The sequence below is a fragment of the Streptomyces sp. NPDC040610 genome, from assembly GCF_055594065.1.
Genome location: NZ_JBVIXA010000011.1, coordinates 172,347 through 187,163 on the forward strand (window position 1 = coordinate 172,347; position 14,817 = coordinate 187,163).

13 protein-coding genes are annotated in these 14,817 nt (G+C 70.6%); 2 read left to right on the plus strand and 11 right to left on the minus strand.

Going from position 1 to position 14,817, the window contains the following annotated elements; genetic code table 11:
* Window positions 1-35: 35 nt before the first annotated feature.
* Window positions 36-716, minus strand: coding sequence for a signal peptidase II (gene lspA, locus ACZ6AA_RS31630; protein ID WP_468449025.1), 681 nt, complete (start codon window positions 714-716; stop codon window positions 36-38).
* A gap of 78 nt (window positions 717-794) precedes the next feature.
* Window positions 795-1,856, minus strand: coding sequence for a TraR/DksA family transcriptional regulator (locus ACZ6AA_RS31635; RefSeq protein ID WP_471461709.1), 1,062 nt, complete (start codon window positions 1,854-1,856; stop codon window positions 795-797).
* A gap of 316 nt (window positions 1,857-2,172) precedes the next feature.
* Here ACZ6AA_RS31635 and ACZ6AA_RS31640 point away from each other — a divergent pair, with 316 nt between their 5' ends.
* Together ACZ6AA_RS31640 and ileS are read left to right on the plus strand one after the other, a co-directional pair.
* A complete protein-coding gene (locus ACZ6AA_RS31640; protein ID WP_468449029.1) occupies window positions 2,173-2,364 on the plus strand; it encodes a DUF1059 domain-containing protein in 192 nt (63 codons plus the stop codon).
* Window positions 2,365-2,755: 391 nt separating this feature from the next.
* A complete protein-coding gene (gene ileS / locus ACZ6AA_RS31645; protein ID WP_468481053.1) occupies window positions 2,756-5,899 on the plus strand; it encodes an isoleucine--tRNA ligase in 3,144 nt (1,047 codons plus the stop codon).
* 254 nt (window positions 5,900-6,153) lie between these two features.
* Here the strand turns inward: ileS and ACZ6AA_RS31650 are convergent, their stop codons facing one another.
* From ACZ6AA_RS31650 to ftsW, 9 genes are all read right to left on the minus strand, one after another.
* Window positions 6,154-7,290: a DivIVA domain-containing protein gene (locus ACZ6AA_RS31650; RefSeq protein WP_468449033.1), complete on the minus strand. Its 1,137-nt coding sequence runs from the start codon at window positions 7,288-7,290 to the stop codon at window positions 6,154-6,156.
* Between the two features lie 55 nt (window positions 7,291-7,345).
* Window positions 7,346-7,630, minus strand: coding sequence for a YggT family protein (locus ACZ6AA_RS31655; RefSeq protein ID WP_030361669.1), 285 nt, complete (start codon window positions 7,628-7,630; stop codon window positions 7,346-7,348).
* A gap of 80 nt (window positions 7,631-7,710) precedes the next feature.
* Window positions 7,711-8,358, minus strand: coding sequence for a cell division protein SepF (locus tag ACZ6AA_RS31660; RefSeq protein ID WP_030361670.1), 648 nt, complete (start codon window positions 8,356-8,358; stop codon window positions 7,711-7,713).
* 128 nt (window positions 8,359-8,486) lie between these two features.
* Window positions 8,487-9,206 (minus strand): YggS family pyridoxal phosphate-dependent enzyme, encoded by a 720-nt coding sequence (locus ACZ6AA_RS31665; protein WP_471461716.1) that lies wholly within the window; start codon window positions 9,204-9,206, stop codon window positions 8,487-8,489.
* A 6-nt stretch (window positions 9,207-9,212) separates the two neighbouring features.
* Complete coding sequence (gene pgeF, locus ACZ6AA_RS31670; RefSeq protein ID WP_468449038.1) at window positions 9,213-9,923, minus strand: peptidoglycan editing factor PgeF; 711 nt, start codon at window positions 9,921-9,923, stop codon at window positions 9,213-9,215.
* 26 nt (window positions 9,924-9,949) lie between these two features.
* A complete protein-coding gene (gene ftsZ, locus ACZ6AA_RS31675) occupies window positions 9,950-11,176 on the minus strand; it encodes a cell division protein FtsZ (RefSeq protein WP_471461719.1) in 1,227 nt (408 codons plus the stop codon).
* Between the two features lie 275 nt (window positions 11,177-11,451).
* Window positions 11,452-12,279: a cell division protein FtsQ/DivIB gene (locus tag ACZ6AA_RS31680; RefSeq protein WP_471461722.1), complete on the minus strand. Its 828-nt coding sequence runs from the start codon at window positions 12,277-12,279 to the stop codon at window positions 11,452-11,454.
* Window positions 12,280-12,295: 16 nt separating this feature from the next.
* Window positions 12,296-13,390 (minus strand): undecaprenyldiphospho-muramoylpentapeptide beta-N-acetylglucosaminyltransferase, encoded by a 1,095-nt coding sequence (murG, locus tag ACZ6AA_RS31685; RefSeq protein WP_030361675.1) that lies wholly within the window; start codon window positions 13,388-13,390, stop codon window positions 12,296-12,298.
* Between the two features lie 6 nt (window positions 13,391-13,396).
* Window positions 13,397-14,710 (minus strand): putative lipid II flippase FtsW, encoded by a 1,314-nt coding sequence (ftsW, locus tag ACZ6AA_RS31690; RefSeq protein WP_468449045.1) that lies wholly within the window; start codon window positions 14,708-14,710, stop codon window positions 13,397-13,399.
* Window positions 14,711-14,817: the final 107 nt, after the last annotated feature.

Consider the following 14,817-nt stretch of genomic DNA (forward strand, 5'->3'; position numbering starts at 1 on the left):
CACCGCCGTACCGAACGCCCTGCGCGGGGGCCCGCTCAGTCCTTGTGGACGGTGCCGTCCGGGTCGAGCCCGCGGAAGGAGAGCAGCACGATCAGGATGCCGCCGCAGACGATCGCGGAGTCGGCGAGGTTGAAGACCGCGAAGCCCTTCGGGGCGATGAAGTCGACCACCGCGCCCTTGAACACGCCGGGCGAGCGGAAGATCCGGTCGGTGAGGTTGCCGAGCGCGCCGCCGAGCAGCAGGCCGAGGGCGATGGCCCAGGGCAGGCTGTACAGCTTGCGCGCGAGGCGGGCGATCACCACGATCACGGCCGCGGCGATCACGGTGAAGATGATGGTGTACGCCTCGCCCATGCCGAAGGCGGCGCCCGCGTTCCGGATCGCGTTGAAACGCAGCAGGTCACCGACCACGTCGATGGGCTCGTGGTGCTCCAGCTTCGCGACCACGATCATCTTGCTGACGAGGTCCAGGGCGTACGCGAACATGGCTACCCCGAACAGCACGGCGATCTTGCGCCGCCCCTTGGGCTTCGGCTCGGCGTCGGCGTCCGCCTCGGGCTCGGCGTCCGCCGTCGTCTGCGACTCCGGCTTCGGCTCGCTCTCGGAGCGCTGCCCGTCCTTGGAGCCGTCCTTGGAGCCGGAATCGGACTGCTCCGGTCCGGCCCCCTCCGCCTCAGGGATGTCCGGCGTACCGATGATGCGCTCCGCCTCTGCCACGTGAGTCCCTCAACCTAGGTGCCTGACTGGGGACGAGGGTACGACACCGGGGTACGGGCCGAGGCGCCCAGGCCACGCTCAGTAGCGCCGTTCCTGCTTCTGCTTGCACTCCACGCACAGGGTGGCCCGCGGGAACGCCTGCATGCGGGCCTTGCCGATGGGGTTGCCGCAGTTCTCGCAGAGGCCGTACGTCCCCGCGTCCAGGCGTTCCAGGGCGCGCTCGGTCTGCTCCAGCATCTCCCGGGCGTTCGCGGCGAGCGCCATCTCGTGCTCCCGCGTGATGTTCTTCGTGCCGGTGTCGGCCTGGTCGTCGCCCGCGCCGTCCCCGGAGTCCCGCATCAGTCCGGCGAGCGCGGTCTCGGACGACTCGATCTCGGACCGCAGCCGCATGGTCTCGGACATCAGCTCGGTCCGCGCCTCGGCGACCTCCGCCGGGGTCCACGGGTCCTCGCCCGGGCGCACCGCCAGCTCGCCGGGCGTCACCGCCGCGGCCCGCGCCTTGGGCACCGCGCCCGACTTCGCCGCCGCCGTCGCCGTGCCCGGAGTCTTCTTCGCAACCACCGTCGTGGCTCCCGTCGTCTCCGCGGCCTGAGCCGCACCCTCGGCCGCGGACGCGGCCGACTTCTTGGCCGTACGTTTCCTGGCTCCCGAACCCTTCGTGGCGCCCGTCGCCTTCTTGGACGCACCCGACCCGCCGTCCGCCTCCGTCTGGGCGGCGGAGTTCTCGGCGGCGGCCTGCTCGGACGCGGCCTTCGCCGCCGACGCCTTCGTGGCCGACGCCTTCTTCGACGCCGTCTTCTTCGGAGTCGTCTTCTTGGCAACGGTCTTCTTGGCGGCCGCGTTCCTGGAGGTCCCCGCCGCCTCCTTGTCACCGGCCTTCTTGGCGGCTGTCTCCTTGGCGGCTGCCTTCTTGGCGGCGGCTTGCTTCGCCGGGGCAGCGGCGGACGCCTTCTTCGCCGCCCCCTTGGCGGGAGCCTTCGCGGCCGCCTTGGTCGTGGTCTTCTTCGGCGCCGCCGCACCCGCACGCACGGTCTTGACGGCGCGGGCCGCCTTGCCGCCCGCTTCCCCCGCCGCCCCGGCCCCCGCGGCTGTGGATCTGCTGGACGCCGACTGCTGTACGGCGGTCTTCTTCGCCACCATGGCCGCGGCCCCTTCACATATTGTGATCTTGCACGCGAATCGTGCTGGGACGATAAATCGACTCCAGGCCCGCGGCAACGGGGCACGCCGCCCGATTCGCCCGCCTCCGGGGGTCTCGCGGTGAGCCTGCCTGCGTTGTGCCCAGCTCTCCGGCGGGTAATCCGCCGGACGCCCGAGGTCAGGATCCGGACGCTCCGCGTATCGCCATTCGGGGCAGTCCCGTGGTCCCGCCCCCCCAGCGGCCGCGCACCCCGCGGGCACCTCCCCGGGGCTCCCGTACGGGCATAGACTTGATGACGACTGAAGAAGGTGCGCCATGCGCAAAATCACCGACTGCCGCGAATTCCCGAGCGAGACCCACTGCACCCTCGCCATCTCCGGCGAAGAGGAAGAGGTGGTCCGCGCCGCCAGTGAGCACGCCGTGTCGGTCCACGGCCACACGGACGGCCCCGAGCTGCGGAAGATGATCCGCGACTCCCTCAAGGACGACATCCCCCAGCACGCGTGATCCACCGGAGCCTCCGCGGGGGCCGCCCACCGCCCTCCCCGCGCGCCCCCGGAAATCCGGTCGGCCGCGCCCGCCCCGGCGCCGTACACTGGCCGGAGCGAGAAGCGTGGATGGGGACGAGTAGCGGCGTACGCAGCCAGGAGCGACCCGGGGACGGTGTGAGCCCGGGGGCGAGCGCGACGTGAAGATCACCCCGGAGCCGCCGGAGGAAAGCCGCAGGCCGGCCCCCTTGAGGGACGGGCCCGGCGAGTAGACCCGGCATCGCGACCCCAATGAGGGGGCCCTGTGGCGCCAGCGCCGGAGGGCCAAGGAGGGTGGTACCGCGGGAGCGCAGCGATGCGCCTCTCGTCCCTCCGACGGAAGGGAAGAACGTCCGCCGGAGGAAAAGCGAATGACGCCGCCGCAGTACCGCCAGGTGCCCGCCCAGGTCGACCTGCCCGCCCTTGAGCACGCCGTGCTCGACTTCTGGGAGCAGCAGAAGATCTTCGCCAAGAGCCTGGAGCAGTCCGAGGGCCGCCCCGAGTGGGTGTTCTACGAGGGCCCGCCCACGGCCAACGGCATGCCCGGCGCGCACCACATCGAGGCCCGCGTCTTCAAGGACGTCTTCCCGCGCTTCCGCACCATGCGCGGCTACCACGTCGCCCGCAAGGCCGGCTGGGACTGCCACGGCCTGCCCGTGGAGCTCGCGGTCGAGAAGGAACTCGGCTTCAACGGCAAGAAGGACATCGAGGCGTACGGCATCGCCGAGTTCAACGCCAAGTGCCGCGAGTCGGTGACCCGCCACACGGACGCCTTCGCCGACCTGACGACCCGCATGGGGTACTGGACGGACCTCGACGGCGCCTACCGGACGATGAACCCGGAGTACATCGAATCCGTCTGGTGGTCCCTCAAGGAGATCTTCGACAAGGGCCTCCTCGTCCAGGACCACCGCGTCGCCCCCTGGTGCCCCCGCTGCGGCACGGGCCTGTCCGACCACGAGCTGGCGCAGGGCTACGAGACGGTCGTCGACCCGTCCGTCTACGTCCGCTTCCCGCTGACCGGCGGCCCCCTCGCGGGCGATGCCGCCCTCCTGGTGTGGACGACCACCCCGTGGACGCTGGTGTCCAACACGGCGGTCGCCGCGCACCCGGACGTCACCTACGTAGTGGCGACCGACGGCGAGGAGAAGCTGGTCGTCGCCGAGCCCCTCCTTGAGAAGGCACTCGGCGAGGGCTGGGAGACCACGGGCCAGCGGTTCACCGGCGCCGAGATGGAGCGCTGGACGTACCAGCGCCCCTTCGAGCTGGTGGAGTTCCCGGCCCCGGCGCACTACGTGGTCAACGCCGACTACGTGACCACGGAGGACGGCACCGGCCTCGTCCACCAGTCCCCCGCCTTCGGTGAGGACGACCTCAAGGTCTGCCGGTCGTACGGCCTGCCGGTCGTGAACCCCGTCCGCCCGGACGGCACCTTCGAGGAGGACGTCCCGCTCGTGGGCGGTGTCTTCTTCAAGAAGGCCGACGAGACCCTCACCAAGGACCTGGACGACCGCGGCCTGCTGTTCCGCCACATCGCGTACGAGCACAGCTACCCGCACTGCTGGCGCTGCCACACCGCGCTCCTCTACTACGCGCAGCCGTCCTGGTACATCCGCACCACGGAGATCAAGGACCGCCTCCTCGAGGAGAACGAGCGGACCAACTGGTTCCCGGACTCGGTCAAGCACGGCCGCTTCGGCGACTGGCTGACCAACAACGTCGACTGGGCGCTGTCCCGCAACCGCTACTGGGGCACCCCGCTGCCCATCTGGCGCTGCGAGGAGAACCACCTCACCTGCGTCGGCTCCCGCGCCGAGCTGAGCGAGCTCACGGGCACCGACCAGTCGGACCTCGACCCGCACCGCCCGTTCATCGACGACGTCACGTTCACCTGCACCCACGAGGGCTGCTCCCTCGAAGCGGTGCGCGTGCCCGAGGTCATCGACGCCTGGTACGACTCGGGTTCGATGCCGTTCGCGCAGTGGGGCTACCCGCACAAGAACAAGGAACTCTTCGAGAGCCGCTACCCCGCGCAGTTCATCTCGGAGGCCATCGACCAGACCCGCGGCTGGTTCTACACGCTGATGGCCGTCGGCACCCTGGTCTTCGACAAGTCGAGTTACGAGAACGTCGTCTGCCTCGGCCACATCCTCGCCGAGGACGGCCGCAAGATGTCCAAGCACCTGGGCAACACCCTGGACCCGATCCCGCTCATGGACCGGCACGGCGCCGACGCGGTCCGCTGGTTCATGGCGGCCGGCGGCTCCCCGTGGGCGGCCCGCCGCGTGGGCCACGGCACCATCCAGGAGGTCGTCCGCAAGACCCTCCTGACGTACTGGAACACGGTCGCCTTCCAGGCGCTCTACGCCCGTACGTCGAAGTGGGCCCCCTCGGACACCGACCCGGCGCCCGCCGACCGCCCGCTGCTCGACCGCTGGCTGCTCAGCGAGCTGCACGCGCTCACCGACCAGGTGACGCAGGCCCTGGACGCCTACGACACCCAGCGCGCCGGAAAGCTCCTGTCCACCTTCGTCGACAACCTCTCCAACTGGTACGTACGCCGTTCGCGGCGCCGCTTCTGGCAGGGCGACGCGGCCGCGCTGCGCACCCTGCACGAGGTCGTCGAGACGATCACGCGGCTGCTCGCCCCGCTGACGCCGTTCATCGCGGAGCGCGTCTGGCAGGACCTGGTCGTGCCGGTCACGCCCGACGCCCCGGAGTCGGTGCACCTGGCGTCCTGGCCGGAGGCCGACCTGTCGGTGATCGACCCGGAGCTGTCGAAGCAGATGGTGCTCGTGCGCCGCCTCGTCGAGCTGGGCCGTGCCTCGCGCGCGGAGTCGGGTGTCAAGACCCGTCAGCCGCTGTCCCGCGCACTGGTCGCGGCCGCCGGTTTCGAGACCCTCGACGCCGAGCTGCGCGCCCAGATCACCGAAGAGCTGAACGTCACGTCCCTCGCCTCCCTGTCGGAGGTCGGCGGCTCCCTGGTCGACACCACCGCCAAGGCCAACTTCCGTGCCCTCGGCAAGCGGTTCGGCAAGGGCGTGCAGGCGGTGGCCAAGGCCGTCGCGGAGGCCGACGCGGCCGCGCTGTCCCTCGCCCTGCGCGAGGGCACGGCCTCCGTGGAGGTCGACGGCGAGACCGTGACGCTCGCCCCGGACGAGGTCATCATCACCGAGACCCCGCGCGAGGGCTGGTCGGTGGCGTCCGACTCCGGTGCCACGGTCGCCCTCGACCTGGAGCTCACGGACGAGCTGCGCCGCGCGGGCCTGGCCCGGGACGCGATCCGCCTGATCCAGGAGGCCCGCAAGAACAGCGGCCTGGACGTCGCGGACCGGATCGCCCTGCGCTGGACGTCCGCCGACCCGGCCGTCGTCACGGCCCTGACCGACCACGCCGCCCTCATCGCGGACGAGGTCCTGGCCACGGACTTCGCCGAGGGCGAGGCGGACGACACGTACGGAGAGACGTTCAAGGACGACGCGGTGTCCCTGTCGTTCCGCCTCCGCAAGGCGTAACCGCACACGCCGAAGGCCCGGTCCCACCAAAGATCTTGGTGGGACCGGGCCTTCGGCGTTGCGTGCCCGCGTACAAACGTCGGAACGTTTCTGCTGCCCCCGAACCGACGCCCTGCCTCTGAACCGACGCCTGGGGCGACCTGACGGGGCAGCGCACGCACAACAGGGGCAGCGCACGCAAAAGGGCGAGGCCCCCGGATCTCCGGGGGCCTCGCCCTGTACGACTGCCGACGCCTACGGCGTGGTGAAGCCCGTCAGTTGTCGTCCTCGTCGATGAGGAAACCGCGCATCGGGGACGGAGCCTGCTGCATCGGCTGCTGGCCCTGCGGCCGCACCGGCGCCATCGGCTGCGTCATCGCGGGCGACATCTGCTGCTGCCCGCCGTAGGACGGGGCGCCCGGGGCCGGGTTGCCGCCCATGGACTGGTTGCCGCCGTAGGACGGGGCACCCGCGCCGGCCGAGGCCATGGAAGGCGCCGGGGACGGCGGCAGGGAGGCGGTCGCCGGGGTCCGCGGCGGGGCCAGCGAGTCGTCGGCCTGGGTCTCCAGCTGACGCAGCTGCGACTCCAGGTAGGACTTCAGCCGCGTGCGGTACTCGCGCTCGAAGCCGCGCAGGTCCTCGACCTTGCGCTCCAGCGTGGCGCGGGCGGACTCCAGGGAGCCCATCGCGACGCGGTGCTTCTCCTGCGCGTCCCGCTCCAGGGCGTCGGCCTTGGCGCGGGCGTCCCGCTCCAGGCCCTCGGCGCGCGAACGGGCCTCGCCCACGATCTTGTTGGCCTCGGAACGGGCCTCCGCGATCGCCTGGTCGGCGGTCTGCTGCGCGAGCGAGAGCACACGGGCGGCGCTGTCGCCGCCGGGGCCCTGGCCGGGCTGCGGAAGCTGCGGGCCGTGACCGCCCATCGGGCCGCCCATGGGGCCACCCATCTGACCCTGCATCTGGCCCTGGCCCATCGGACCGGGACCCTGACCCATCGGGCCGGGACCCTGGGGACCGCCCTGCGGACCGTGGCCGCCGGGGCCCGGGGGAAGCTGCGGAGCGCCGCCCGGAAGCTGGGGCGGGCCGCCCATCGGGTGCTGCTGCTGCGGCGGCACCGGCTGCGGGCCAGATATTGCGGCGGGCACCGGGGCGCCCGGACCTCGCTGGTCCTGCGGCCCGTCGGGGCCACCGGGACCGCCGGGGCCCTTGCGCATGCCGCCCTGCTGCTGGTTCTGCGCGGCCGCGCGCGTGGCGGCGGCCAGCTTGGCTCGCAGATCCTCGTTCTCACGGAGCAAGCGGGTCAGTTCGGCTTCGACCTCATCGAGGAAGGCATCGACCTCGTCCTCGTCATAGCCTTCTCGGAGGCGGACGGTCGTGAACTGCTTGTTCCGCACGTCCTCGGGGGTCAGCGGCATCTCTTCACCTCAACGTAGTCGTCGGCATTCGGCAAGAACGTAGTTGACATCGCGCTCACAGCCGGCTCACGACGGAGATCAGGATGTAGACGATGATCATCAGCACGAAGAAGGACAGGTCGAGCGCCACGCCCCCGAGACGCAGCGGCGGAATGAACCGCCGCAGAAGCTTGAGCGGTGGATCGGTGACAGTGTAGGTGGCCTCCAGAACGACCACCATCGCCTTGCCGGGTTGCCATGAGCGGGCGAACTGGAAGACGTAGTCCATGACCAGCCGGAAGATCAGCACGATGAGGAAACACATCAGAGCGATGTAGATCACTTGCAAGACCACGCCCATGTTCGTGTTTCCCTCTCCCCTGTCCTCAGTCGAGTCCGTGCTGTGTCGATCCGATGACTGCCGTCTACTGCACTTGCGTCTCAGCTCTGGTTGAAGAACCCGCCCTCTGCGATGCGGGCCTTGTCCTCCGCCGTGACATCGACGTTAGCAGGCGACAACAGGAACACCTTCTGCGTCACTCGCTCGATACTGCCATGCAGGCCGAAGACCAGACCGGCGGCAAAGTCGACAAGTCGCTTCGCATCCGTGTCGTCCATCTCCGTCAAGTTCATGATCACCGGGGTGCCTTCGCGGAAGTGTTCCCCGATGGTACGGGCTTCGTTGTAGGTCCGGGGGTGAAGTGTGGTGATGCGGTAGGGCTCACGCTCGGACACGACCTTGGGCATGATCACCGGTGCGTTCTTCTCCAGGCTCTGGCGTTCAGGTGTGATGGATGCCACGGGGGCGATTCGCGCCGGACGTCCCGATTCAGCGGGAAGCGAAGCGGCGCGCGGCGCCGGTTCGCGGGGCGCGGGCGGCTGCACCACTCGTACCGATTCGTCCCGGTCCAAGTCCCGGTCCGCGAGGTGGGACTGGTGGGACTGGTGCGACGGCTCGTGCCGTCGGCGGTCGCGCTCGGGCTCCGGCTCGGGCTCGAAATCGTCGTCGGGGTCGAAGCCCCGACCGTCGTAACCGTCGTCCTCCACGAGGCCGAGGTAGACCGCCATCTTGCGCATCGCGCCGGCCATGCTCTGAGTCCTCCGCTCTGTGGTGGATCGAGAGGTCCGTCGTCATCAACTGCCCGCGATCCACGAGGTCTCCCGCCGAACTGCGGGAATGACCATATTTTCTGCTGTGGTCCGACTTCCTGGCGACGTTACCCGAGCCCGCGTCGGACTCCGAGTACCGCCGTACCGACGCGCACATGTGTCGCCCCGGCCGCCACGGCCTGTTCGAGGTCCGCACTCATCCCTGCCGACACCATGTTCGCAGCCGGATGGGCCACGCGCAGGGCAGTCGACAAATCCATCAGCCGCTCGAACGCCGCCTGTTGCCGTCCCGCGTATTCCCCGGTGAGCGGCGCGACGGTCATCAGACCGTCGAGTCGCAGTCCGGGGGCGTCGGCCACGGACGCGGCCAACTCCTCGATCCCGCCGGGGCCCACGCCACCGCGGTCCCCCCGCCCGTCGGCCGCCGCGTCGAGGGCGACCTGGAGCAGACAGCCGACCTCGCGCCCGGCGCGCACGGCGGCCGCGGACAGCGCCGTGACCAGCTTGGGCCGGTCCACCGACTGCACCACGTCCGCGTAACCGACCACGGAACGCACCTTGTTGGTCTGCAACTGGCCCACGAAGTGCCAGCTGAGCGGGAGGTCCGCGCAGGCCGCGGCCTTCGGCGCCGCGTCCTGGTCACGGTTCTCGGCGACATGACGCACGCCGAGTTCCGAGAGAAACCGCACATCGCTCGCGGGGTAGGTCTTGGTGACCACGATCAGGGTCAGTTCCTCGCGCTTGCGGCCCGCCGCCGCGCAGGCCGCCTCGATGCGCTCTTCCACTTTCGCCAGATTTCCGGCGAGTTCCGCCTTACGGTCCGTCATGCCCCATCAGTCCAACCACACATAGCCAGCCAGCCGACCGGTCGTGCGGTCGCGGCGGTACGAGAAGTGATCGCCCGACTCCCGCGTGCACACCGGCGACTGCTCCCGGTCGCGCACGCCGAGCCGGTCGAGCTGCGCGTGCACTCCGGCGGTCACGTCGACCGCGGGTGTGCCCCAGCTCGTCTCGGCGTACGCCGCGGGTTCCACGGCGGCGACGTCGGCGCGCATGTCCGCGGGTACTTCGTAACAACGGCCGCAGACGGCGGGCCCGGTGCGGGCCACGATCCGGTCCGGGCGGGCGCCGAGGGCGACCATGGCCTCGACGGCCGCGGGCACCACCCCGGCGATCATTCCGGGCCGGCCCGCGTGCGCGGCCGCGGCGACTCCCGCGACCGGGTCGGCGAGCAGCACCGGGGTGCAGTCGGCGGTGAGGACGGCGAGGGCGACACCGCGCCGGGCGGTGACGACGGCGTCGACCGCCGGGATCTCCTCGCGGTCCGCCCAGGGGCCGTCGACCACGGCGACGTCCCGGCCGTGCACCTGGTTCATCCAGACCACCTGCGCGGGGTCGATGCCGAGGTGCTCGGCGACGGCCCCGCGGTTGTGGCGTACGGCTTCGGGGTCGTCGCCGACCGCTCCGCCGAGGTTGAGCTCCTCGTACGGAACGGCGCTCACCCCGCCCCACCGGTCGGTGAAGGCGAAGTGGGCGCCGCTCACGGTGCTCGTTTCGGAGCGCTTGTCTATCACTTCAGGAAGTCCGGCACGTCCAGCTCTTCGGCCTGGCTGTCCTGGTGCAGACGGGTCGGCGGGACCTGCGGAGCGGTCGCCGGCGTGGCCGGGGGCTCGCTCGCCTGGACCGGCTCGGGCTGCTCGGGCGCGGGGGCGTCGTCGCGCGGGGTGACGCTGCCGAGACCGCCGAACGCCGGGGCCGGACGGGACGTTTCGTTCGGCCGGGACGGGGGCGTCGGCTCCTCGCGCTTGGCTGACGCCGAGCCGAGGACGTTGTCCCGCTTGGACGGGGGCTGGCCGCCGTCGAAGCCGGCCGCGATGACGGTGACCCGGACCTCGTCGCCGAGCGCGTCGTCGATGACCGCGCCGAAGATGATGTTGGCCTCGGGGTGCGCGGCCTCGCTGACCAGTTGGGCCGCTTCGTTGATCTCGAAGAGGCCGAGGTCGGAGCCGCCGGAGATGGAGAGCAGGACGCCCCGGGCGCCGTCGATGGACGCCTCAAGGAGCGGCGAGGAGATCGCCATCTCGGCGGCGGCCACCGCGCGGTCGTCGCCGCGGGCCGAGCCGATGCCCATGAGCGCCGAACCCGCCTCGGACATGACCGACTTGACGTCGGCGAAGTCGAGGTTGATCAGGCCGGGCGTGGTGATGAGGTCGGTGATGCCCTGCACACCGGAGAGGAGCACCTGGTCGGCCGACTTGAAGGCGTCGAGCACGCTGACCTGGCGGTCCGAGATGGACAGGAGCCGGTCGTTGGGGATGACGATGAGGGTGTCGACCTCTTCGCGGAGCTCGGCGATGCCGTCCTCCGCCTGGTTCGCGCGGCGGCGGCCCTCGAAGGTGAACGGCCGGGTGACCACACCGATCGTCAGGGCGCCCAGCGAGCGCGCGATGTTGGCGACCACGGGCGCGCCGCCCGTGCCGGTGCCGCCGCCCTCACCGGCCGTCACGAAGACCATGTCGGCCCCCTTGAGGACCTCCTCGATCTCCTCGCGGTGGTCCTCGGCGGCCTTGCGGCCGACGGCCGGGTTGGCTCCGGCGCCGAGTCCGCGGGTGAGTTCCCGGCCGACGTCGAGCTTGACGTCGGCGTCGCTCATCAACAGGGCTTGCGCGTCGGTGTTGATGGCGATGAACTCGACGCCCTTGAGACCGACCTCGATCATCCGGTTGATGGCATTGACACCACCGCCGCCGACACCGATGACTTTGATGACTGCGAGGTAGTTCTGCGGTGCTGCCACGTCGAAGGCCTCTCGCCTCGAGTTACGTGTCGCCGTCTCGCACTGCCGCGATACGACGACTGATGCCGAATGGGACGGTCCGAACGCCGACCCGAACCCTAACGCTGAAGTTTAGGGTTACCAGTGTGTCTGTTCCCTGGACTCTTCCGAACAGGACACTAAGTCGACAAGTGGCGCACGTTCAACGAACACGCCGAACCTCCCGTTTTTCTTTTCACCCTATGTGATCAGGCTTAAGCCTGCCCATCCAGGGTGCTGGCCTGCGCTGATGTACGTCAACTCGCCGATGACGCAGGGGCGGTGGGGACGCTCACATCGAAGTGCCGTGCCTTCGGAACTGCTTTCATGAGCCCGGCGAGCGCCTCGGCCTTTGCGCGGCCCTTCTCGCCGCTCCCCCACATGACCGTACGGTCGTCGCGCAGCCGCAGCGAGATGGAGTCGTACGAACGGACCTTGACGGTCCGGGTGTCCGCCGCGACCGCGCCGGGCAGGGCGGCGACCACACGGACGGCCTCGCGGCGCAGCCGTGCGGCGTCGAAGCGGCGCAGGCTCGCGGCGGCGCCGCCGGAGGGGTCCGTGGCCATTTCGAGGAGGGGGGTGCCCTTCGGCGCCTTCTCGACGGTGGCGAAACGAACACCCTTCGCGTCCACTTCGATGAACTTTCCGCCCTTTTCGATGAGCAGAACCGGCGTGCGCTCCGTCACTTTCAGTGCGATTCCGTGGGGCCAGGAGCGGATGACATCAACCGAGTCAATTCGGGGCAATTTTCTCCGAAGCCGCTCTTCGATGGCTCCGGAATCGACCGAAATCAGCGGTTCCCCGACCGGTACGTCCGCGACCTCGCGCACCTGGTGCGGCTTGAGGACCATCGTCCCGGACGTCGTCACCCGCTCCACCCGCAGCCACGGCGAGCCGTAGAACACCCAGGCGCCGCCCCCGGCGAGCACGGCGAGGGCGAGCGCGAGGACGATCAGAAGCCGCACCCGGGGCGCCCGCAGGGCCCGCGGCAGCCGCGGTCGGCGGGGGCGCGGGCGGGACGGGCGGGACGGCCCAGACCCAGCCCCCCGCCGTTCGGCGGTCGTCGGTCCGGCCCGTCCGGCCACAGTCCCCTGCCTTCTCTCACGCGTTGCGGCGTGACGCAATCGCCTCGTACACCATGTTGACGAGGAGGTCGTCGGCGTCCCTGCGGCCGAACTCCGAGGCGGCACGGGACATCTCGTACAGCCGGTGGGGGTCGGCGAGCACGGGTAGGACGTTGCCCTGGACCCACTCGGGGGTGAGCTCCGCGTCGTCGACCAGCAGGCCGCCGCCCGCCTTGACCACCGGCTGGGCGTTCAGCCGCTGCTCGCCGTTGCCGATGGGCAGCGGGACGTAGGCGGCCGGGAGCCCGACGGCGGACAGCTCGGCGACGGTCATCGCGCCCGCGCGGCAGAGCATCATGTCGGCCGCGGCGTACGCGAGGTCCATCCGGTCCACGTACGGTACCGGGATATAGGGGGGCATCCCGGGCATGTTCTCCACGTACGGCATTTCGTTCTTCGGGCCGACCGCGTGCAGGATCTGGATGCCCGCGCGCTGGAGCACCGGGGCGACCTGCTGGACGACCTCGTTCAGGCGCCGGGCGCCCTGGGAGCCGCCGGAGACGAGCAGCGTGGGCAGGTTCGGGTCGAGGTTGAAGGCCGCGCGGGCCTCCGGGCGGACCCGGGCCCGGTCGAGCAGCGCGATGGTGCGGCGCAGCGGGATGCCGATGTAGCGCGAGCCGCGCAGCTTGCTGTCGGGCGTGGAGACCGCGACCCCGGAGGCGTACCGCGAGCCGATCTTGTTGGCGAGCCCGGGGCGCGCGTTGGCCTCGTGCACCACGATCGGCACACCCGCGCGCTTGGCCGCCAGATAGCCGGGCAGCGCCACATAGCCGCCGAAGCCCACCACGCAGTCGGCCTTGGTGCGCTCCAGGATCTGCTCGGCCGCCTTGATGGTGCCGCGCAGCCGCCCGGGCACGGTGATCAGCTCGGGGGTGGGCTTGCGCGGCAGCGGCACGGCGGGGATGAGGGCGAGTTCATAGCCCCGCTCGGGTACGAGTCGGGTCTCGAGGCCGCGCTCCGTGCCCAGGGCCGTGATCCCCACGGTCGGGTCCTGCCTGCGCAGGGCGTCCGCGAGGGCGAGCGCAGGCTCGATGTGGCCGGCGGTCCCCCCACCGGCGAGTACGACATGCACCGAAATTCACCGCTCTCCGGACGAACGCGCCTTGACGCGCCGTCGCATCGTGTTCCATCTCACCCGAGGCTGCCGCATGGCCAGGGCCGCCTTCGCCGCCGGGTCCTCACGCGCGAAGGCGATGAGAAGCCCGATGGCGAACATGGTCGGCAGCAGGGCTGAGCCTCCGTAGGAGAACAGCGGGAGCGGAACACCGGCGATCGGCAGCAGACCGAGCACCGCACCGACGTTGATCACGGCCTGGGCCGTGATCCAGGTGGTCACGCCTCCCGCTGCGTACCTCACGAAGGGGTCCTCCGTGCGTCCGGCCACGCGGATACCCGCATAGCCTAGAGCCGCGAACAGGGCGAGCACCGACAGCGTCCCCGCCAGACCGAGTTCCTCCCCGGTGATGGCGAAGATGAAGTCGGTGTGCGGTTCGGGCAGTTGACCCCATTTTTCCACACTCGCGCCGAGGCCGGAACCGAAGAATCCGCCGGAGGCCAGGGCGTAGATGCCGTGCACGGCCTGCCAGCACTGGTCGCCGGGTCCGGGGTCGGTCGCGCCGATGCAGGCGAGCCTGGCCATCCGGTTCGGGCTGGTCTTGATGAGGATCACACCGAGGACGGCCGCGATGCTCAGGACGCCCGCGAACAGCCGCGTCGGGGCGCCCGCCAGCCACAGCAGGCCGAACAGGATCGCGGTGAGGATGATGGCCGTGCCCATGTCGCCGCCCAGCATGATCAGGCCGAGCAGCATGAAGGTGACCGGAACCAGCGGCACCAGCATGTGCTTCCACTGGGTGAGCAGCCGCTTGTCCTGTTTGCGCGCCAGCAGGTCCGCGCCCCACAGCACCAGCGCGAGCTTGCCGAACTCGCTGGGCTGGAGCTGGAAAGGGCCCCCCAAATAGATCCAGTTCTGATTGCCGTTGACGCTGCGCCCTATCCCGGGAATCTGGACGAGGACCATCAGGAAGACGGACGCGGCCAGCATCGGGTAGGACAGCGCCCGGTGCAGCTTGACCGGCATCCGCATGGCGATGAGCAGCAAGGCGGAGCCGAGGACCGCGGCGACGAACTGCTTGCGGAAGAAGTAGGAGGCGGGCAGGTTCAGCTGCAACGCCTGGATCATCGACGCCGAGTAGACCATCACGAGGCCGAGCGCCGTGAGCAGCAGGCTGCTGCCGAGGATCAGGTAGTACGCCGTCAGCGGCCGGTCCCAGGCCTTGCGGGCCCGGTCGTAGAGCCGCCGCGGCGAGCTCTCACGGACCACCGGGGTGGCCCGCGGCCGTGCCGGTCGCTTCGGGGTGCGCGGGGTGCGCACGGAGGCGCGCCCGGCCATCAGCGGCACCCCGCGCCCGCGCGCACGCATCCCCCGCCGGCGCGCGGCCGTCCACGAAACCCCTGCCACGACGGCGTTCCCACGGCTGCCACGTGCCCTCCTTCGGG

Excerpts from the sequence above, each read along its gene's own strand:
- ACZ6AA_RS31635 (WP_471461709.1), bottom strand. The coding sequence starts at position 1,856 with ATGGTGGCGAAGAAGACCGCCGTACAGCAGTCGGCGTCCAGCAGATCC.
- ACZ6AA_RS31640 (WP_468449029.1), top strand. The coding sequence starts at position 2,173 with ATGCGCAAAATCACCGACTGCCGCGAATTCCCGAGCGAGACCCACTGC.
- ileS (WP_468481053.1), top strand. The coding sequence starts at position 2,756 with ATGACGCCGCCGCAGTACCGCCAGGTGCCCGCCCAGGTCGACCTGCCC.
- ACZ6AA_RS31650 (WP_468449033.1), bottom strand. The coding sequence starts at position 7,290 with ATGCCGCTGACCCCCGAGGACGTGCGGAACAAGCAGTTCACGACCGTC.
- ACZ6AA_RS31655 (WP_030361669.1), bottom strand. The coding sequence starts at position 7,630 with ATGGGCGTGGTCTTGCAAGTGATCTACATCGCTCTGATGTGTTTCCTC.
- ACZ6AA_RS31660 (WP_030361670.1), bottom strand. The coding sequence starts at position 8,358 with ATGGCCGGCGCGATGCGCAAGATGGCGGTCTACCTCGGCCTCGTGGAG.
- ACZ6AA_RS31665 (WP_471461716.1), bottom strand. The coding sequence starts at position 9,206 with ATGACGGACCGTAAGGCGGAACTCGCCGGAAATCTGGCGAAAGTGGAA.
- ftsW (WP_468449045.1), bottom strand. The coding sequence starts at position 14,710 with ATGGCCGGGCGCGCCTCCGTGCGCACCCCGCGCACCCCGAAGCGACCG.